Origin of the sequence: Mesorhizobium onobrychidis, assembly GCF_024707545.1 — a bacterium.
Classification (GTDB): Bacteria; Pseudomonadota; Alphaproteobacteria; order Rhizobiales; family Rhizobiaceae; genus Mesorhizobium; species Mesorhizobium onobrychidis.
On sequence record NZ_CP062229.1, the window covers coordinates 2,097,214 to 2,115,401 of the forward strand.

Genomic DNA, 18,188 nt, shown 5'->3' on the forward strand with positions numbered 1-18,188 from the left:
AGAATACCGTGAGGACAAATTTGGCGTCGGCCACGGCCATCGCGCTGTTTCTGTCTCTATCAACAAGTGCGGCCCATGCCGAGGAGGTGACCGCCTGGCGCCTCTTCATCTCGGATCACGCGGATCCGAAGGTGACCGTAATCGATGCGGTCGATGGCGGAAAGCTCGACACGTTTAAGATCAAAGGGCCGGCGTCGCTCCATCGCAGCGAAAGCGGCCGGACCGTGTTCGCCGTGCAGGGCTCGGCCGGCGTCGTTACCGGGATTGCGAGCGGCATTTCCTTCGAGGACCACGGCGAACACGGCGACATCGACGTCGAAGCGCCAAAGCTTGCCGGCGTCGAGATCACAGGCAAGAAGCCGTCGCATTTCGTCGAGCATGACGGAGACTTCGCCGCTTTTTTCGACGGCGAAGGTGTCGCCCGTATCATCTCCGAGAAGGTCGTCCTGGAAGGCAAATCGGACTTCAGGGAAGTGAAGACGGACGCGCCTCAGCACGGCGTCGCAGTCACCTATGGCTCCCATGTCCTCCTGTCGGAGCCGAACAGGGAAAAGCCGGATGAACTCCCGGTCGGCATCAGGGTCGCTGACGAAGCCGGCGCGCCGATCGGCGGCATCCACGCCTGCCCCGACCTCCACGGCGAGGCGTCTTCCGGCAATATCCTGGCTTTCGCCTGCGCGACCGGCCTGCTTGTCGTCAGCCATCGCGACGGCACCCCCGCGATCCGTCATTTGCCCTATGCCGACAGCCTTCCGGACGGCAAAACGACGACGCTGATCGGCGGCAGGGGTCTGCAATATTTCCTCGGCAACTACGGCGCCGACAAGGTGGTGCTGATCGATCCGACGGTCGAGAGCAACGCATTCCGGCTGATCAGCCTTCCGACGCGCCGCGTGCATTTCGCGGTCGATCCGGTTCGTGCGAAGTACGCCTACGTCTTCACCGAGGACGGCCAGCTTCATCAACTCGACGTGGTGAAGGCGGAGATCGCAAACTCGCTCAAGCTGACCGATCCCTATTCGATGGACGGTCACTGGAGCGAGCCGAGGCCGCGTGTCGCGGTCGCCGGCGACAAGATCGTGGTTACGGACCCTTTGAAAGGTGTGCTGCATCTCGTTGACGCGACGTCGTTCGAAAAAACCGGCGACATTGCCGTCGAAGGCAAACCCTTCAACATCGTTTCCGTCGGCGGCTCCGGTCAGACCCACGAAGGCGAATAGTCGCTCCTCCCAAGCGGCAGCCACGCGTCCGGCCCATTCTTTCTCGGGCCGGACGCATCTTTTCCAACTCGCAAGGGAAACATGCTTGAGACACAACCATGGGCGTGTCGTCGGTATCTTTTGGTTGCATTTCAGCCCAGCCGCGCCGGGATCAATCCGCGCAGTGAATTGCCAACGAACAGCGATTTGGCCGACTTCAGATCATCCAAGCTGTAGATCGCCTCGCGGGCGCGACCTTCGTCCAGCAATTCGCCGCGCAATACGCCCGGCAGCAGGCCGCAATCGAGCCGCGGCGTTGCCAGCGCGCCGTCGCCGAAATCGGCAAAGAGATTGGTGATCGTGCCCTCACAGATTTCGCCACGCTCGTTGGCCAGCAGCACCTCGTCGGCCCGGCTGATCAGATATTCGGCTCGCGCCCGCTGATAGGTGTCCCGGCGACTCGTCTTGTGGCGCAGCAGCGTGTCGCTTGAATCGAGCCGCACCCGCGCCAGTTGCAGCCTCCACACTTTGTCGGCTGCATGCGGCTCATAAGGCAGCGCCGAGACCGTCACCTTGCCGCTGCGCGACAGGACGAGGCGTGTGCGCAAGGCTATGTCCGGCCGGTCGACGGCGTTCCTGAGCATCTCGCCGACCTTCTGCGGATCGCAGGCAAAACCCAGTTCGGCTGCCGAGCCATAAAGGCGTGCCAAATGGCGGTCGAAACGGAGGAAGCCCTGCCCCGGCTGCCAGCGCATGGTTTCGATCAACTCGAAATCGGCGGTGTTCCCGTCGCGTAGCGCGCTTTCAGCAGGCACTCTTGATACTCCTCCTCGGCCGTCGAATCGAAGACGACGCCACCACCGATATTGTAGACGGCTTCGCCACTGGAAAAGAGCGATATGGTGCGGATCGCAACCGAAAAGCGCATCCTGCCGCCGGGCGCGATCCAGCCGATGGCGCCGCAATAGACATCGCGCGGTGTGGCTTCCAGATCGTGCAGGATTTCCATGGCGCGGATTTTTGGGGCGCCGGTGATCGATCCGCATGGAAACAGCGCAGCGAAGATCTGGCGGATGGTGAGGTCGGGCAAGAGCTTGGCCCGCACGCGGCTCACCATTTGGTGGACGGTCGGGTAGCTCTCGATGCGGAAAAGCTCCGGCACCTCCAGCGTGCCGACCTCGCTGATCAGCGAGATGTCGTTGCGCAGGAGATCGACGATCATCCGGTTCTCAGCCTGGTTCTTTTCGTCATTGAGCAAGAACGCCTTCAGCCGCTTGTCCTCTGCCTTGGTCGCCCCGCGCGGGGCGGTGCCCTTCATCGGATGAGTCTCGATCATGCCTTCGGCATCGACCTCGAAGAACAGTTCCGGCGAACGCGACAAAACGACCGGATCGCCGAGCGCGATCAGCGCGCCGTATTTTACCGGCTGGCGCTCGGTCAGCGCGTCGAAGGCGGCCAGCGGATCGCCCGACCACTGCGCATGAACCGGAAAGGTCAGATTGCCCTGATAGCAATCGCCCTTGCGAATGTGATTGTGGAGCCGCGCAAAGCGTTTTGCGTAGTCTTCTGAAGACCAGGCAGCCCTCGCGTCGAAGATCGGACCGTTGGTCGCCGGCGCGTTGCTGGGCACGACCGCCTGTTTGACAGGCGCGTCGAAGATCCCCAGGCAGACAAGCGGGGCGCGGCGTCCGCCCGGCAGCAGCGGAACGAGCTTCGGTTCGAGCAGGTAGCCGGCCTCGTAGGAGAAATAGCCGGCCAGCCATTTGCCGGCGTCATGCGCGGCCTGCGCAATTTCCAGCGCCGGCAGGAAATCCTCCGCCTCGTGCGCCACGATGATGCCGGCCGGGCGGTCGAAAACGAGCTGATGGGCGCGCTCGTCATTCCGGAAAATTGCAGAGGGCAGGGACATGGGACTCGGATGCTGCGGTCGATGACGCCAGCTATCGCTCTATATGGAGGCTCGATCGCGCGCAATCGAGAGCGCGGCGTCTTAAGACGCAAAGGCAGCCTTGGTGCAAAGCAAACTGGCGGCACCTCGAGGCGCCGCCAGTGCTCGATGCCGGCAGGCAATTCAGGTGTTGCTCGCGGTCCCCGCGGTCGGGAAGCGGCGCGCGAATTCCTTCTCGTCGCCGGCGGCAAGCAGTTTCGCCTGCTCGATCCAGCGCTCACGCTCGATGCGGCCGTCGAACTGGAGAACGTCTTCGATCCGCTTGATATCCGCCGCCGTCCAGGCGGCGATCTGAGCGTAGGTTCTAACCCCCAGGCCGTGCAGCTTCCGCTCGTTGACCGGGCCGATGCCGATCAAGCGACGCAGACTGTCGGTCTTATCAGCTGCTGCCGCTGTTGCCTTGCCGGCGGTGGCCTCCTTTGCCGCCGGCGCAGCCTTCCTGGCTGTGGTGCTCGTTTCCGACGCGGCCGCTTTCGACGCACTGGCCTTTGGCGCAGCTGCCGCCTTGGCGGCCGCCGGTTTCTTGGACGCGGTCTTGGCCGGTGTCGACTTGGCCGGCGCGGTCTTTGCTGGCGCGGACTTGGCCGGCGTGGGCTTGGCCGGCGCGGATGTCGACATCAACGCCGACGGTGCCGGGATTGCTGCCTTTGTCGCGCCGGTCTTGGCGCCTTGTGCCTCGGCCAACTGGTGCTCCAGGTCGGCGCGGGCGCCGCGGCATACTTCCAGCTCACCGGTCAGGCGGTCGGCGTCGGCGCGCAGCCTGTCGCGCTCGCTGCGCGTGCGGTCCATGTCACCGCGCAGGCTGTCGCGCTCGCCACGCAGGCGTCTCCAGATGAACCAGCCAACCAACACACCTACCAGGAACGCCAGGAGCATGTAGAAAAAAGTGCCCATTGTCTCTCTCTCCAGTCCGATCCATCTGCCACGGCCTGGAGTGGTGACCTTGGCACAAGGACCATTCAATGGTGGCTCCGCTGTTCGCGGAACAGCCGGCTTAGATCGAGCTGTCGGCGACCGGCTTTTCCTGCCATGGCCAACGGCCGCTGTCGCACTCGCCGAAGCGCCGTGACCGGCCGAAGATTTTTTCCTGGCCTGAGCCCCGCGCCCGACTGAGCTTGAGGCGGGACGCTATCATACAGCTTCCCGAAAGCTAACGGAAAAATTCCACGGAGAGTTATTTAAGAACAGATATTTAGGGCAAGAATAGAACGGCCTCAATATGCATTGCGGCTAAACTGTTCTGTCAGCCCCGGATGTTCAGCGCTGTGCGTCAATTGTCCAAAGCTTCGAGCTCGTCGATCAGCCCGCCGATCACGCCAAGTCCGATCTGCCAGAAGGCAGGATCAGTGGCGTCAAGACCGAAGGGTGCCAGGAGTTCGGAATGATGCTTGGTGCCGCCGGCGCGCAGCATGGCAAAATATTTCTCCTGAAAGCCATGCTCTGCATTTTGATAGACCGCATAGAGCGAATTCACCAGGCAGTCGCCGAAAGCATAGGCGTAGACGTAGAAGGGCGAATGGATGAAGTGTGGAATATAGGTCCAGAAGACCTCGTAACCATCGCGCAGCTTGATCGCCGGCCCGAGGCTTTCCGCCTGCACTTCCAGCCAGAACTGGCCGAGCCTGTCGGATGTCAGTTCGCCGTTCTTGCGCTCGGCATGCACCTTGCGCTCGAACTCGTAGAAAGCGATCTGGCGCACGACCGTGTTGATCATGTCCTCGACCTTCTGGGCGAGCATGGCCTTGCGCTCGCGCTTGTCCGTGGTCTGGTCCAGCAGCGAGCGGAAGGTCAGCATCTCGCCGAAGACGGATGCCGTCTCGGCCAGCGTCAGCGGCGTCGAAGCCATCAGCGCGCCCTGGCCTGCGGCCAGCACCTGATGCACGCCATGGCCAAGCTCATGCGCCAGCGTCATCACGTCGCGCGGCTTGCCCATGTAGTTGAGCAGAACATAGGGATGCGCCGACGGCACGGTCGGATGCGCGAAGGCGCCCGGCGACTTGCCCGGCCTGACCGGCGCGTCGATCCAGTTGCGGTCGAAGAAAACCCGGGCGATCTCCGCCATGTCAGGTGAAAAGCGCTGATAGGCGGAAAGCACCGTGTTCTTGGCCTCGTCCCAGCCGATGATCGCTTGCGGGGTCTCTGGCAACGGCGCGTTGCGATCCCAGTGGTTCATCACTTCCATGCTGAGCCAGCGCGCCTTCATCGCGTAGTAGCGGTGCGACAGGCGCGGATAGGCGTCGCGAACGGCTGAGGCCAGCGCATCCACCACGCTGCGCTCGACGCGGTTGGCGAGATGGCGCGAATCGGCGATGTCCTCGAAGCCGCGCCAGCGGTCGGAAATCTCCTTGTCCTTGGCCAGTGTGTTGGTGACCAGCGTGAACGTGCGCAGATTCTTGCGGAAGGTTGCGGCCAGCGCTTCAGAGGCCCGGCGGCGCACCTCGCCATCGGCGTGCTGGAGGCGGTTCAGCGCCGGCTCCAGGGTAAGCTCCTCGCCATCGATGTCGAAGCGCAGATCGGTCATCGTCTCGTCGAACAGGCGGTTCCAGGCGCCGCGTCCGGTAATCGACTTCTCGTGGAAAAGCTGCTCGACCCGATCCTCAAGCTGGTAGGGTTTGTCCATGCGCAGATCGTGCACCCACGGCCGGTAGTGAGCGAAGGCGGGATCGGCAGCAAGCGCGGTTTCGATCGCGGCATCGTCGATGAGGTTCAGTTCGAGCGCGAAAAACAGAAGATGCGCGCTGGCGTCGGTCATCTTCTCCTGAATGTCACCATAGAGCTTGGCGCGCTGCGGATCCGCGGTGTTGCCGGCATAGATCAGTCCGGCATAGGAGACGATCCTGCCGATCAGTTCCTCCAGCCCCTCATAGGCGGCAAGCGCCTCGCCCAGCCTGCCGCTGTCGGCACGCTCCGCCTCGGCGGCGAGCGTGCCTTTCCAGCGGCTCTCGAAGCTGATGGCATCGGCCGCCGCCCTGGCGATGTCGCGCTTCAGCTCGGGGGCGTCCATGCCAGAATAGAGATCGGCGAGATCCCATTCCGGCAGATTGCCAAGCTCCGCCGCGCCCTGACCGGACGCCGCCGCCGCAAGCTGCCGACCAAAAACCATGCGCATTGCCGATACTTTCCAGATTGCAGGACCCAAGCGGCCAGACTCGAAGATTCAAGAGGGGGATTAGAAAGCCGGTCAAATCCTAAGGAATTCGTTCACCGGGTTTTTTGAAACCTTATTTAGAACCCTGTGCCAAGATGATCCATGGGGTGGATTGCCCTTGGGTGGGCATATTGGGCGAGCATCGTTGAACCAGTCATGACAGGTTCCATACTCATAGTCGATGACGATCCCGTGCAGCGCAGGCTGCTCGAGGCGGCGGTGACGAAATTCGGCCACAGCGCGATCATCACGGATGGCGGCGAGGCCGGTCTCGACGCCCTCGACGGGCCCAATGCGCGCGACGTGTCGGTGGTCATCCTCGACCTCGTCATGCCGGGCCTCGACGGCATCGGCGTGCTGAAGGCGATGCGCGAGCGCGGCATCCAAGTTCCGGTCATCGTACAAACCGCCCAGGGCGGCATCGAGACGGTCGTTTCGGCCATGCGTCACGGTGCTTTCGATTTCGTCGTGAAGCCGGCCTCTCCCGACAGGCTGCAGGCATCGATCGGCAATGCGCTCAAGGTCGAAGCGGTCGAGGGTGAAGTGAAGCGCACGTCGCGGCGGCGCGGCGGCCATCTGACCTTCAAGGACATGATCACGCACAGCCCGGCGATGGACCGGGTGATCCGTCTCGGCCAGAAGGCGGCCGCGTCCAACATCCCGATCCTTATCGAGGGCGAATCCGGTGTCGGCAAGGAGCTGGTGGCGCGCGCCATCCAGGGCAGCGGCGACCGCCGCTCAAAACCCTTCGTTACCGTCAATTGCGGCGCCATCCCCGACAATCTGGTCGAATCGATCCTGTTCGGCCACGAGAAGGGCTCGTTCACCGGCGCCACCGAAAAACACACCGGCAAGTTCGTCGAGGCGCATTCGGGCACGCTCTTCCTCGACGAGATCGGCGACCTGCCGCTCGACGTGCAGGTCAAGCTGCTGCGCGCCGTTCAGGACGGTGAGGTCGATCCGGTCGGCGGGCGTTCGACCGTCAGGGTCGACATCAGGCTGATCTCGGCGACACACCGCAATCTTCTGCAGCAGGTCAAGGACGGCAAGTTCCGCGAGGATCTGTTCTATCGCCTGAATGTCTATCCGATCTTCGTGCCGCCGCTGCGCAATCGTCGCGACGACATCCCGTATTTGGTCGAGCACTTCCTGGAGAAGGTTGCGCCCACCGATCCACGTCACCGCCTGCACGGCATTTCGGCTGCGGCGCTCGCCATGCTGCAGGCCTACGACTGGCCGGGAAACATCCGGCAGCTGGAAAACGCCGTCTTCCGGGCCTCAGTGCTTTGTGAAGGCGATGTGCTGACCGAAGAGGAGTTTCCGCAGATACGGGCGCAGGTCGAGGGCACCGTCAACCTCGATGCGGATGGCGCGTTGCCCGCCTCGCCTTTGGTCATCGAGCCGCCTGGCGAGGACGCCCCGGCCAATGACGGCATCGCTGCGACGGAGCGCGATCCGCCGGCTTGGCCGCAGCCCCGCTTCGGCACGCTGCGGGCACTCGACGAACGCGGCAATGTGCGGGCGCTGGCCGATGTCGAACTCGAAATGATCAAGCTCGCCATCGACCATTACAACGGCCAGATGAGCGAGGTTGCCCGCCGCCTCGGCATCGGCCGCTCCACGCTCTACAGGAAGCTCAAGGAATACGGCATCGATCCGGAAACAGGCCGTATCGACCGGCTTGCTTCCTGACAAAGCAAGTCCGGACCAGCTTGTCAGCCTGGCATCAGGACAATCGACAGTCATCGATCGGGCGTGACGTGCGTCGGGCGACGCGTCGCTTGCGGCGGTGTTCACGCATTAAGGCGGCCGGTAACAGATCGTGTTCATGGCAAAGGCCGAAACATGATCTAAACCAGCAGTTTACCAAGAAACCCTGCGCAATATTTTTGACGGGATATCGCCACGCTGTTACCGCATTTCGGCTTCAATAAGCGATGATTAACCATTAGGATCGATATTCGGATGCGAACACCACCGCATCCGTTGGTCAAATCCGGGGACAAACGGCAGCCTGCAAGGCCTTTTGATTTGAACAAAGTCGAACGACACACAAACGGGCGGCATTATCACATGAGCGTCTGGCCGAGATGGCTGGCAGCGGTGATCCTCGCCTTTGGCTTCCTTACAGCGGCTGCGACCGGCGCCAGCGCCCAGACGCGTTCGCTGAAACTCTATAACCTCCACACCAAAGAGAAGGCGGAGATCGTCTTCAAGCGCGGCGGCCGCTACGACCAGGCGGGTCTGAAAAAGATCAACGTCATCCTGCGCGACTGGCGCCGCAACGAGCCGACCAAGATGGATCCGCGCCTGCTGGACCTGGTCTGGGAGGCTTACCGGCAGAGCGGCGCCACCGACTATATCCAGGTCGTGTGTGGTTATCGCTCGTCGTCGACGAACTCGATGCTGCGCAGCCGCAGCAGGGGCGTCGCCAAGAAAAGCCAGCACATGCTCGGCAAGGCAATGGACTTCTACATTCCCGGCGTGCCGCTGAAGAAACTGCGCGACGTCGGTCTGCGGATGCAGGGCGGCGGCGTCGGCTATTATCCGAGGTCAGGCTCGCCCTTTGTCCACATGGATGTCGGCAATGTGCGCCACTGGCCGGGCATCAGCCGCCAGGAACTGGCGCGCGTGTTCCCCAATGGCAAGACGCTGCATGTGCCGAGCGACGGCAAGCCGCTGCCCGGCTATTCACAGGCGCTCGCCTCCTACAAGGCGCGCAAGGGCGCCGGCGCTCCCGCCATCGAACTGGCCAGCGCAGGTGGCGGTTCCAAAAGATCCGGTGGTCTGCTGGCGGCTTTCTTCGGCGGCGGTGAAGACGAGGCCGATGACAGCGCCGATGTGGCAGCCGCGCCAACACCGAAGTCGAAGAGCGTGAAGCTGGCGAACGCGAAGCCGGCGCCGGCTGCCAAGAACAGCAAGCTTCCGGGCATTGCCATCGTGTCGCCTCAGGATGCGAAGCGCGCCGAGATTCCGCAAATCGCCGATGCGCCCGCTCCGGAACCGGAGGAGGACACGCCGGAAACGATCATCGCGGCGCTGCCGGCGCGCAGCGTCCCGCTGCCTGGTTTCGCCCCGCGTCCGAAGTCCGATGTCGGCGCTCAGCCGCCTGAAAACGTTCCGTTCGGCGTGGCGGATGCCACCGCCACCACGGAACAGGCTGTGGCGACCGCGCAAGCGCCGGCAAGCGCTCCCTTCGGCATGGCCGAGCCGTCTGCTGTCGCCGATGCGGCGCAGGTTGCAGCCAGCAACATTCCGTTGCCGACCTGGCGTCCCGATCACTCGCTGCCGGCCGACCTTGCAGCGGCCGACCTTGCGCCGCAGGACAAGGATGTGCTTTTGGCGCTCGCGGATACGGCCGGACACGGCAAGACCGCTACCGATGCGTTCTCGGTGCTGCCGTCGGCTCGGCCCGACCTGGCCCAGCCCGACTTAGCCCAGCCCGACTTGGAGCGGCCCGACTTGGCCCAGACGGACCACGTCCAATCCGACGCGGTCAAGGCCGTCCTCGAGCGGGTCAGCGCAACCGACGAATACCAGGTCGCATCGCTCTCCCAGCCGAGCTCGGTTCTCAGCAATCCGGCGAACGTCAATGCCGCATCGCCGCGCGAGGCTGTGTTTGCCCGTCCGGCCGGCTCGGATCCGGCCGCGGCGATCGGTGCGGGTGTGAAGACTACCCGCAAGGCAGCCAGGGCAACCGCCCGTGACCTGAAGCCTGGTCCCAAGTCCGTGGTGGTCGCCGCCGAGCCGAAGGCCGCGCGCTGGGCATTGAACAGCGGCGAGAATGTCGCCACCGTCTCCAGCGCAACGACGGCGCCGCGCTATGCCTACAATATCGTGCACACGCCGCCGACCGAGGTCTACACCGCGGGCTTCCAGCCGAACGATCAGCTGGCCGACGCCAACCGGTTCACCGGCAATGCCGTCAAGTTCATGTCGGTAGCCCGCTTCCAGACCAAGTAGCGGATCGACCAGCAATACAAAGCCGCCGGGTAACCCGCGCGGCTTTTTGCTGTTCGCAAACAAAAACGCCGCGATGCTGCCAGTCCACTTGGGGATAAGAGTTTCTCTACCGCCCGAGCTTGCTCGCCGCGCGCGCCAACGCCTCGATTTCGTCCCACCTGCCGGCCTTGACCAAATCGTCCGGCGCCACCCAGGAGCCGCCGACGCAGATGACGTTGGGCAAGCTCAGATAGTCGGCGGCGTTCTTGCCGGTGATGCCGCCGGTCGGGCAGAATTGCACATCGGCGAGCGGCGAGGCGAATGCCTTGAGCGATGCGATGCCGCCCGACTGTTCCGCCGGGAAGAATTTCAGGAAACGCAAGCCCGCCTCGCGGGCGGCCATGATCTCACCCGGCGTGATGGCGCCGGGCAGCAACGGAACGTCGCTGTCCTTCGCCGCCGCCAGAAGCTCGCGGGTGATGCCGGGGCTTACGATGAACTTGGAGCCGGCTGCTGCCGCCTCGCCGAACTGGCGGGCGTCCAGAATGGTGCCGGCCCCGACGATGGCGTCCTCGACTTCGCTTGCCACAAGCCGGATCGCCTCCAGCGCGTCAGCTGTCCGCAGCGTGATCTCGATCGCCGGCAGGCCGCCGCGTGCCAGGGCACGCGCCAGCGGCACGGCATCGGCGAGATTGGCGATCTTCAGCACCGGGATAACCGGTTGGCCGTTGAGGAGCGACGGGAGCTTTTCGGTCATGCTGGGCATTTGTCGTCTCTCCGGTATTGATCCGTTCAACCGGTTAGCAGAAGGCCGTTTTTCTGTCCACGAAACGAAGCGTGTCGCGATGTCACGCACTGCCGGCAATTCCGGCAGCCCGGCCGTCAAAGCAACAAGAAGAGGCGGTTCCACGCGTCAGCCTTGAATCGGCTTTCATGAGCGTTTAGTGGCTTCGGCGATGACACTGCCCAATCCACCTTTCCGCGTTGCCGCGCTCTACAGGTTTGCCCGTCTCGACGACTTCGAGGCATTGCGCGCGCCGCTCGCCGCCTTCTGCTGCGGACGCGGTATCAAGGGCACCCTGCTTCTGGCGCATGAGGGCATCAACGGCACGGTCGCCGGCAGTGAAGCCGACATCGCCGCGCTCATCGATCATCTCGAATCCATCGAAGGTCTCGCTGGTCTCGAGGTCAAGTACAGCAGCGCCACGCAGATGCCGTTCCACCGCATGAAGGTGCGGCTGAAGCGCGAGATCGTCACCATGGGCGTTAGGGATATCGATCCGACGGCAAGCGCCGGCACCTATGTCGCACCGGCCGACTGGAACGCGTTGATCTCGGATGCGGACACGATCGTCATCGACACGCGCAATGCCTACGAGGTATCGATCGGCACCTTCAAGGGCGCGGTCGATCCCGCTACGGCGAGCTTTCGCGAATTCCCGGCCTGGGTCGAGCAGCACCAAGCCGAGCTCGTCGGCCGGAAGGTGGCCATGTTCTGCACCGGCGGCATACGCTGCGAGAAGGCAACGGCCTATGTGAAGTCGCTCGGCTTCGAGGATGTGTTCCATCTCAAGGGCGGTATCCTGAAATATCTGCAAGAGGTGCCCGCCGAACAGAGCCTCTGGCAGGGCGAGTGCTTCGTCTTCGACGAGCGCGTCTCGGTGTCGCACGGGCTGGTCGAGGGTGAGGCGGAACTGTGCCGCGCCTGCCGGCATCCGCTGATCGGGCAGGACCTGTTATCGCCGAAATACGCCGCCGGCATCTCATGCCCGCATTGCTTCGATGCCCGTTCCGACGAGGATCGCGCGCGCTATGCCGAGCGTCAGCGCCAGGTCGAGCTTGCAGAAGCGCAAGGCAGGGCTCCGCACGTCGGACGTTAGAGCGACGTGCGTCCGCTTGGACGCACTTGGACGCACAAAGTACGCTCTAACACTTTGAATCTACGCATCGTGCTTTCCGAAAATCGATTCCGATTTTCGGGCCGACACTGCAGATCCTGACATCATCTTGTTTTCGCCATCATTGGCAAAGCGCTCATCCGTCATTGTAATGTCAATATGCGGGGCCTACCTCTTCAACGTCCGAAAACCTGCCCGTCCACGTTCGGCCGGGCCAATTCTGGAGGCATTGATGTTCGATCCCAAGAAGCTCCTCGACGATCTGCTCGGCTCGCAAATTCCCGGAACGGGGTCGACCGTCCGCGACAAAGGGGGTCAGGCGGTGCAGATGGCCAAGGACAATCCGCTGGCGGCCGGCGCGCTGGCCGCGGTGCTGCTCGGAACCGGCGCTGGCCGTCAGGTCACCGGCACCGCGGTGAAGCTCGGCGGCCTGGCCGTGATCGGCGGCCTCGCCTACAAGGCCTACCAGAACTACAAGAACGGCAAGGCGCCTGCGGAGACGGCCGCAGCCGGCTCGCCGGAATTGCTGCCGCCGCCCGCGGACACCAGCTTCCATCCCTCGGAAGCGCCGCAAGGCGAGGACGAATTCACGCTGACACTGGTGCGGGCGATGATTTCGGCGGCGAAGGCCGACGGCCATATCGACGACGACGAACGGCAAAAGATCGCCGGCAAGCTCAGCCTCGCGGGCATCGGCTCCGACGCGGAGAAATTCCTGATGTCTGAGCTGGAAACGCCGCTCGACCTGGATACGCTGGTCGCCGGCGCCCAAACCGACGCGCAGAAGCTCGAACTCTACACCGCCTCGCGCCTCACCATCGATCCGGATACGCGTGCCGAACGCGGCTATCTCGATCTGCTCGCCGGCCGCCTCGGGCTGCCGGACGCACTGGTCGACCATGTCGAGGCGACGGTGTCGGCGGCAAAGGTACCGGCGCCAGAGGTGCCGGAGTCAGGGGTGCCGGAGTCAGGGGTGCCGGAGTCAGGGGTGCCGGCGTCGGGCAAGGCAACCGCCGGTTCGCGCTGGTAGGCTTCCGGGCCGCGGAGAGCGGGAATCCGGGCGCCGCTCTCGCGTTAATGTCTCGTTTACCTAGGAAGCGCATGATTTTAGGTAGTCGGATCGGCTTTCCTCCTCCCAAGCCGGTTCAGATCAGGGCGGCCGCCAATGGCCGCCCTTTTTCGAGGCTAGTTAGCGCATGAGCCGAAATCGGAATCGATTTTTGGAAGCGATCATGCACAAAATCAAACTGCTCGATATCAAGGTGCTATGGCGTCCTTTGCGGACACGCGGCGCTGTAGGAGGACAGTTATGACAGACTACAAAACAGCCATCGTAACCGGCGCCGGCACGGGAATCGGCAAAGCCGTCGCTACGGCGCTGCTCAGGGCCGGCTGGAACACGGTGTTCTGCGGACGCCGCAAGCCGGTGCTGAACAAGGCGATCGCTGATGCCGGATCTACACAAGCCAAGGCGCTGGCGGTCGCCTGCGACATCAGCAAGGCCGATCAGGTCGACGAGATGTTCGAGACGGTGGCGGCGGCCTTCGGCCGTGTCGACCTGCTCTTCAACAATGCCGGCACAAGCTACAAGTCGACATTGATAGACGAGATCCCCGTCGAGGTGTGGAACGAAGTTGTCGGGGTCAATCTCACCGGCTCGTTCCTGTGCGCCCGCGCCGCCTTCGGCGCCATGCGCAGGCAACAGCCGATAGGTGGCCGCATCATCAACAACGGCTCGGTGTCTGCCTACGCGCCGCGTCCGGGCTCGGTGCCTTATACCGCGACCAAGCACGCTATTACCGGGCTGACCAAGACGCTGGCGCTGGACGGCCGGCCCTATGACATCGCCTGCGGCCAGATCGACATCGGCAACGCCTTGACCGACATGGCGCAGGCGATGACGGTCGGGGTACCGCAAGCCAATGGCTCCATCGCCGCCGAAGCGGTGATGGATGTACAGCAGGTCGCCAATGCCGTCGTCCACATGGCCAGCCTGCCGCTCGACGCCAATGTGCTGTTCATGACCGTGATGGCGACGAAGATGCCGTATGTCGGGCGAGGGTGAGCGGCCGGTTCGCGTAAGCGAATTCATCGTGCCCGTGGCACGATGAAGGCCAGCGAACGCCGGGACGCAGCGTAGCAGCGGGGACCCGGCCGGGCGGCGTTCAAATTTTGGCTAGGACTGCCTAACCGAAAGCGGCACGCCGGGAAGATACAGCGAAATGGGGCGGATTTCGTAGACGGCGGTCGGATTGACGCGGCGGAGGTCGCGCGCAATCGCGATCGCGGCATCACGCGTGGCACAATCGACGACGTAAAGTCCCAACAATTGCTCCTTGGTCTCGGCGAAGGGCCCGTCAATGACCATTCCAGTGCCCGGCCCGCGCAAAGTGCAGGCGTCTTGTGTCGCCCCGAGCCGCGCCGCCGGGCCAAGGGTGCCTTCCCGGTATAGCCGTTCGTTTATCTGGAGCAGGTCGGTCATCAGCGCCGCATCCTCGTCCGGAGTCAGCGCCGTGATCACTTCCTCAACGTGATAGGCGAGGATGGCATAAAACATCTGACGTCACCTTTCTTCGGTCGTGAATTCTATCGCCGACGACAGCGATCTCCTTGTTGCTACAGCGTCGCGCGTCCTATCGGGCGCGCAAAGGACGCCGTAGCACCTTGATTTGCGCCTCCGCGAAAATCGATTCCGATTTCGGGGTCATGCGCTTGTTCTCACTTGCCCAGAAACGCCTCGATCCGCTCCAGCGCGCGCAGGATGTTCTCCTCGGAATTGGCGTAGGACAACCTGATATAGCCTTCGCCGAGAATGCCGAAATCGGGTCCGCCGATCAGCGCCACGCCGGCATCCTCAAGCAGGGCAGACGCCAGCTTCTTGGCCTTCCAGCCGGTTTTTGAGACATTGGGGAAGGCATAGAACGCGCCCTTCGGTGTGATGCAGGAAACGCCGGGCAAGGCGTTCAGCCCTTCGACCACGACTTTCCTGCGGCGGTCGAAGGCGCGCATCATCTTGTCGACGTCGTCCTGCGGACCGTCGATGGCCGCGATACCGGCATACTGGCTCGGCGCGTTGACGCAGGACCAGCAATTGACCGCCAGCTTGCGCACCTTGTCGTAGAGGTGGGCGCCCTTGTCGTCGTTCGGCCAGATCGACCAGCCCATGCGCCAGCCGGTCATCGCCCAGGTCTTCGACCAGCCGTTGAGCACGATCAGCCTGTCGCGGATCTCAGGGAAATTCAGCAGCGAGCAATGGGTCTCGCCGTCGTAGGTCATCACGTCGTAGATCTCGTCGGAGAGGATGGCGACATCAGGGTGCGCTTCCAGCCCTTTGACCAGCTTCTCGATCTCGGCGCGGGGGGTGACCCCGCCGGTCGGGTTGGCCGGCGAGTTTAAGATCAGCAGCCTGGTCTTCGGCGTGATCAGCGCCAGCGTCTCCTGCGCCGAGAAGGCAAAGCCGTTCTCCTCGCGCATCGGAACCGGTACCGGAGCAGCACCTGTGAACTCGATCATCGAGCGATAGATGGGAAAGCCGGGATCGGGATAGAGGATCTCGGCGCCCGGTTCACCGAACATCAGGATCGCGGCAAACATGGTCGGCTTGCCGCCGGGCAGGATCATCACCGCCTCCGGCGAAACCTCGACGCCGGTGGTGGTCAGCGTGCGGCGCACCACCGCTTCGCGTGTCGCCAGCAGGCCGTTGGCCGGCGTATAGCCGTGGTGGCCGTCGCGCAGCGCCTTGATCGCCGCCTCGACGATGTGCTGCGGCGTCTTGAAGTCGGGCTGGCCGATGCCGAGATTGACGATATCGCGGCCCTGATGGGCGAGCGCGGTGGCACGAGCCAGCACCGCGAAGGCGTTTTCCTCGCCGAGACGATCGAAGGCCGAAATCGTGTGGAGCATTTTTCCTGTCCGTGTGGTTCTTTCACCGAGCGAGCGTTTTTGTGAGCGTCCTTTCGCAAAAGTCAAACGGATTGGAGCTTTGGGTGTCGGAAAACCTCAAGAATTGGCAACCGCGCCCGCGGCCCGAACGCAAAGTCCTGGAGGGGCGCACTGTCAGGCTGGAACCGCTCAACGCCGAAAAGCACGGCGACGGCCTGTTCGAGGCGTCGTCGGTGCCTGACGTCGATGGCCGCTTCGCCTGGCTGTTCGACTATCCACCGCAGACCCGCGCCGCCTTCCAGCCATGGCTGGACAAGGCCGAAGCCAGCGAGGACCCGCTGTTCTTCGCGGTCATCGACAAGGCCAGCGGCAAGGTCGCCGGACGCCAGACGCTGATGCGAATCGATCCGGCCCATGGCGTGATCGAGATCGGCAACATCTATTGGGGGCCGCTGATCTCGCGCAAGCCGGCGGCGACGGAGGCGCAGTTCCTGTTCATGAAATATATCTTCAATGAACTTGGCTATCGCCGCTACGAATGGAAATGTAACAACCGCAACGAGCCGTCGAAGCGCGCGGCGGAGCGTTTCGGCTTCAAGTTCGAGGGCATTTTCCGCCAGCATCTTGTGGTCAAGGGCGAAAACCGCGATACCGCGTGGTACGCGATCATCGACAAGGAGTGGCCGGCACTGCGCAGAGCCTATGAGGCATGGCTCGATCCGGCCAATTTCGATGGGGACGGTCGCCAGAAGCGACGGCTCGAGGATTTCCGCGCCGAGTTCGGCGCCTGACCATGATCCCGAAAAGTGGAGGCCTGATCCCGAAAAGTGGAAGCCGGTTTTCGGGCAAGATCATGGTCAAACAGGAAGATTGAGCCTCCATCCCGATTCTGCCGGGATGGATCAGGCTCTAACAGGAGTTTGCAGATGGCGCATGACCATGGTTCGCAAGGGCATGACCACAGCCACGGCGCCGGTCATGTGCACGGCTCGACCGACAAGAAACGGGTGCTGATCGCAGCCTGCCTGACCGCCGGCTTCATGGTCGTGGAGGCGCTTGGCGGTCTCTTCACCGGATCGCTGGCGCTGCTGGCGGATGCCGGCCACATGCTGGCCGACTGTATTGCGCTCGGCCTTGCCTGGTATGCTTTTCATCTGGCCGGCCGGCCGGCCACCGTTCGCCTCACCTATGGTTTCGGCCGGGTCAAAACGCTGGTCGCCTATACCAACGGCATCGCCATCTTCGCCATTGCGCTGTGGATCATCTATGAGGCTTGGGAACGCCTGCTGACGCCTGCGCCCGTGCTCGGCGGGCCGATGCTGGTCGTCGCGATCGCCGGTCTGCTGGTCAATATCGGCTCCTTCTTCGTGCTGCATGGCGGCGACCGCGACAGCCTGAACATGCGCGGTGCCATCCTGCACGTGCTCGGCGACCTGCTTGGCTCGGCGGCGGCGATCATAGCTGCGCTGGTCATCCTGGCAACGGGCTGGACGCCTATCGATCCGATCCTGTCCGTCCTTGTCTCGCTGCTGATCCTGTCCACGGCCTGGTCGCTGATGCGCGAAGCAGCCCATGTCCTGCTCGAAGGCGTGCCGGCGAGCCTCGATCGCGACCTGATCGCCAGGGACATAGAGGGGACAGTCAAGGGCGTGCGCGAGGTGCATCACATGCATGTCTGGTCGCTCGACGGGTCAAGCAACATGGCGACCTTGCATGCTTGCCTCAGCGATGGCGTCGATGCCCACAAGGCGGTCAGCGCCATCAAGAAGCGGCTTGCCGCCGAGCATGGCATTGCCCACGCCACCGTAGAACCGGAATTCGGCCATTGCGCCGACAGCCATGATGGCCACGATGGCGAGCACGACCATGCGCACGATGCGGCTCCGCATCATGGCCACTGACTCCGGGAGTTCCATGGCATTGGTAACGAACTTGATGAATTCCCGCCGGGTCAGGGCCGCGTGATGGATCGCGACACGCGCAACGCGGCGATAGGTGCCCTCTGGGTGCTGCTGCTGTTCGGCATCGCCGCCTACTATTTGCCAACCGTGATGCTGGCGGCCGGCCGCGTCTCGACCATTCTTGCCGCTGTAATTGCCGCTGTCTTCATGGTGGCCATTTTCGTCGTGTTTTGGCTGCGTGGCCGCAGCCAGCGCAAAAAGGATCATTGA

General features: G+C 63.3%; 17 protein-coding genes. 10 read left to right on the plus strand and 7 right to left on the minus strand.

All coding sequences use genetic code 11. The features are described from left to right. The first annotated feature begins 8 nt into the window (after positions 1–8). Positions 9–1,220 (plus strand): zinc metallochaperone AztD, encoded by a 1,212-nt coding sequence (aztD, locus tag IHQ72_RS10365; RefSeq protein WP_258122355.1) that lies wholly within the window; start codon positions 9–11, stop codon positions 1,218–1,220. Between the two features lie 131 nt (positions 1,221–1,351). Here the strand turns inward: aztD and IHQ72_RS10370 are convergent, their stop codons facing one another. From IHQ72_RS10370 to IHQ72_RS37485, 3 genes are all read right to left on the minus strand, one after another. Then, positions 1,352–2,014 (minus strand): aminotransferase class IV family protein, encoded by a 663-nt coding sequence (locus tag IHQ72_RS10370; protein ID WP_258122356.1) that lies wholly within the window; start codon positions 2,012–2,014, stop codon positions 1,352–1,354. Further along, on the minus strand, positions 1,963–3,108 hold the full coding sequence (locus tag IHQ72_RS10375) for an aminodeoxychorismate synthase component I (protein ID WP_258122357.1): 1,146 nt from the start codon (positions 3,106–3,108) through the stop codon (positions 1,963–1,965). Before IHQ72_RS10375 ends, IHQ72_RS10370 begins: the two co-directional genes overlap by 52 nt. A gap of 162 nt (positions 3,109–3,270) precedes the next feature. Then, positions 3,271–3,765, minus strand: a complete 495-nt coding sequence (locus tag IHQ72_RS37485) for a helix-hairpin-helix domain-containing protein (protein WP_502572798.1) — start codon at positions 3,763–3,765, stop codon at positions 3,271–3,273. Here IHQ72_RS37485 and IHQ72_RS37490 point away from each other — a divergent pair. Continuing rightward, complete coding sequence (locus tag IHQ72_RS37490; RefSeq protein ID WP_502572799.1) at positions 3,698–4,027, plus strand: hypothetical protein; 330 nt, start codon at positions 3,698–3,700, stop codon at positions 4,025–4,027. The two genes, IHQ72_RS37485 and IHQ72_RS37490, sit on opposite strands and share 68 nt — an antisense overlap. 390 nt (positions 4,028–4,417) lie before the next feature. Here the strand turns inward: IHQ72_RS37490 and IHQ72_RS10385 are convergent, their stop codons facing one another. Continuing rightward, the gene (locus IHQ72_RS10385; protein ID WP_258122359.1) at positions 4,418–6,256 is read right to left on the minus strand and encodes a M3 family oligoendopeptidase; all 1,839 of its coding nucleotides are present in this window, start codon (positions 6,254–6,256) and stop codon (positions 4,418–4,420) included. Between the two features lie 195 nt (positions 6,257–6,451). Here IHQ72_RS10385 and IHQ72_RS10390 point away from each other — a divergent pair, with 195 nt between their 5' ends. Continuing rightward, a complete protein-coding gene (locus tag IHQ72_RS10390; RefSeq protein ID WP_258122360.1) occupies positions 6,452–7,987 on the plus strand; it encodes a sigma-54-dependent transcriptional regulator in 1,536 nt (511 codons plus the stop codon). Between the two features lie 381 nt (positions 7,988–8,368). After that, entirely contained in the window at positions 8,369–10,258 is a 1,890-nt protein-coding gene (gene mepK / locus IHQ72_RS10395; RefSeq protein ID WP_258122362.1) for a peptidoglycan L,D-endopeptidase MepK, read from the plus strand. 106 nt (positions 10,259–10,364) lie between these two features. On the opposite strand, the gene IHQ72_RS10400 is transcribed toward mepK, so the two are convergent. Next, positions 10,365–11,003 (minus strand): 2-dehydro-3-deoxy-phosphogluconate aldolase, encoded by a 639-nt coding sequence (locus IHQ72_RS10400; protein ID WP_258122363.1) that lies wholly within the window; start codon positions 11,001–11,003, stop codon positions 10,365–10,367. A gap of 190 nt (positions 11,004–11,193) precedes the next feature. Here IHQ72_RS10400 and trhO point away from each other — a divergent pair, with 190 nt between their 5' ends. The 3 genes from trhO (at position 11,194) to IHQ72_RS10415 (ending at position 14,200) form a co-directional block, all read left to right on the plus strand. After that, the gene (gene trhO, locus IHQ72_RS10405; protein ID WP_258122364.1) at positions 11,194–12,117 is read left to right on the plus strand and encodes an oxygen-dependent tRNA uridine(34) hydroxylase TrhO; all 924 of its coding nucleotides are present in this window, start codon (positions 11,194–11,196) and stop codon (positions 12,115–12,117) included. A gap of 250 nt (positions 12,118–12,367) precedes the next feature. Next, on the plus strand, positions 12,368–13,165 hold the full coding sequence (locus IHQ72_RS10410; protein WP_258122365.1) for a tellurite resistance TerB family protein: 798 nt from the start codon (positions 12,368–12,370) through the stop codon (positions 13,163–13,165). A 279-nt stretch (positions 13,166–13,444) separates the two neighbouring features. Continuing rightward, positions 13,445–14,200 (plus strand): SDR family oxidoreductase, encoded by a 756-nt coding sequence (locus IHQ72_RS10415; RefSeq protein ID WP_258122366.1) that lies wholly within the window; start codon positions 13,445–13,447, stop codon positions 14,198–14,200. A gap of 111 nt (positions 14,201–14,311) precedes the next feature. On the opposite strand, the gene IHQ72_RS10420 is transcribed toward IHQ72_RS10415, so the two are convergent. Both IHQ72_RS10420 and IHQ72_RS10425 read right to left on the minus strand, forming a co-directional pair. Further along, positions 14,312–14,692, minus strand: a complete 381-nt coding sequence (locus IHQ72_RS10420; protein WP_258122367.1) for a YciI family protein — start codon at positions 14,690–14,692, stop codon at positions 14,312–14,314. Between the two features lie 161 nt (positions 14,693–14,853). Beyond that, a complete protein-coding gene (locus IHQ72_RS10425) occupies positions 14,854–16,038 on the minus strand; it encodes a pyridoxal phosphate-dependent aminotransferase (protein WP_258122368.1) in 1,185 nt (394 codons plus the stop codon). Positions 16,039–16,121: 83 nt separating this feature from the next. Between IHQ72_RS10425 and IHQ72_RS10430 the strand changes: the two genes are divergently transcribed. From IHQ72_RS10430 to IHQ72_RS10440, 3 genes are all read left to right on the plus strand, one after another. Continuing rightward, a complete protein-coding gene (locus tag IHQ72_RS10430) occupies positions 16,122–16,808 on the plus strand; it encodes a GNAT family N-acetyltransferase (RefSeq protein ID WP_258122369.1) in 687 nt (228 codons plus the stop codon). A 135-nt stretch (positions 16,809–16,943) separates the two neighbouring features. Next, on the plus strand, positions 16,944–17,918 hold the full coding sequence (locus IHQ72_RS10435; RefSeq protein WP_258122370.1) for a cation diffusion facilitator family transporter: 975 nt from the start codon (positions 16,944–16,946) through the stop codon (positions 17,916–17,918). Positions 17,919–17,981: 63 nt separating this feature from the next. Continuing rightward, positions 17,982–18,188, plus strand: coding sequence for a hypothetical protein (locus IHQ72_RS10440; RefSeq protein WP_123149641.1), 207 nt, complete (start codon positions 17,982–17,984; stop codon positions 18,186–18,188).

Bases quoted from the DNA above. Each gene is read 5' to 3' on its own strand.
- mepK (WP_258122362.1), top strand. From the start codon at position 8,369: ATGAGCGTCTGGCCGAGATGGCTGGCAGCGGTGATCCTCGCCTTTGGC.
- IHQ72_RS10425 (WP_258122368.1), bottom strand. From the start codon at position 16,038: ATGCTCCACACGATTTCGGCCTTCGATCGTCTCGGCGAGGAAAACGCC.
- trhO (WP_258122364.1), top strand. From the start codon at position 11,194: ATGACACTGCCCAATCCACCTTTCCGCGTTGCCGCGCTCTACAGGTTT.
- IHQ72_RS10440 (WP_123149641.1), top strand. From the start codon at position 17,982: ATGGATCGCGACACGCGCAACGCGGCGATAGGTGCCCTCTGGGTGCTG.
- IHQ72_RS10385 (WP_258122359.1), bottom strand. From the start codon at position 6,256: ATGCGCATGGTTTTTGGTCGGCAGCTTGCGGCGGCGGCGTCCGGTCAG.
- IHQ72_RS10435 (WP_258122370.1), top strand. From the start codon at position 16,944: ATGGCGCATGACCATGGTTCGCAAGGGCATGACCACAGCCACGGCGCC.
- IHQ72_RS10400 (WP_258122363.1), bottom strand. From the start codon at position 11,003: ATGCCCAGCATGACCGAAAAGCTCCCGTCGCTCCTCAACGGCCAACCG.
- IHQ72_RS10390 (WP_258122360.1), top strand. From the start codon at position 6,452: ATGACAGGTTCCATACTCATAGTCGATGACGATCCCGTGCAGCGCAGG.
- IHQ72_RS10415 (WP_258122366.1), top strand. From the start codon at position 13,445: ATGACAGACTACAAAACAGCCATCGTAACCGGCGCCGGCACGGGAATC.
- IHQ72_RS10375 (WP_258122357.1), bottom strand. From the start codon at position 3,108: ATGTCCCTGCCCTCTGCAATTTTCCGGAATGACGAGCGCGCCCATCAG.
- IHQ72_RS10410 (WP_258122365.1), top strand. From the start codon at position 12,368: ATGTTCGATCCCAAGAAGCTCCTCGACGATCTGCTCGGCTCGCAAATT.
- IHQ72_RS10420 (WP_258122367.1), bottom strand. From the start codon at position 14,692: ATGTTTTATGCCATCCTCGCCTATCACGTTGAGGAAGTGATCACGGCG.
- IHQ72_RS37485 (WP_502572798.1), bottom strand. From the start codon at position 3,765: ATGTCGACATCCGCGCCGGCCAAGCCCACGCCGGCCAAGTCCGCGCCA.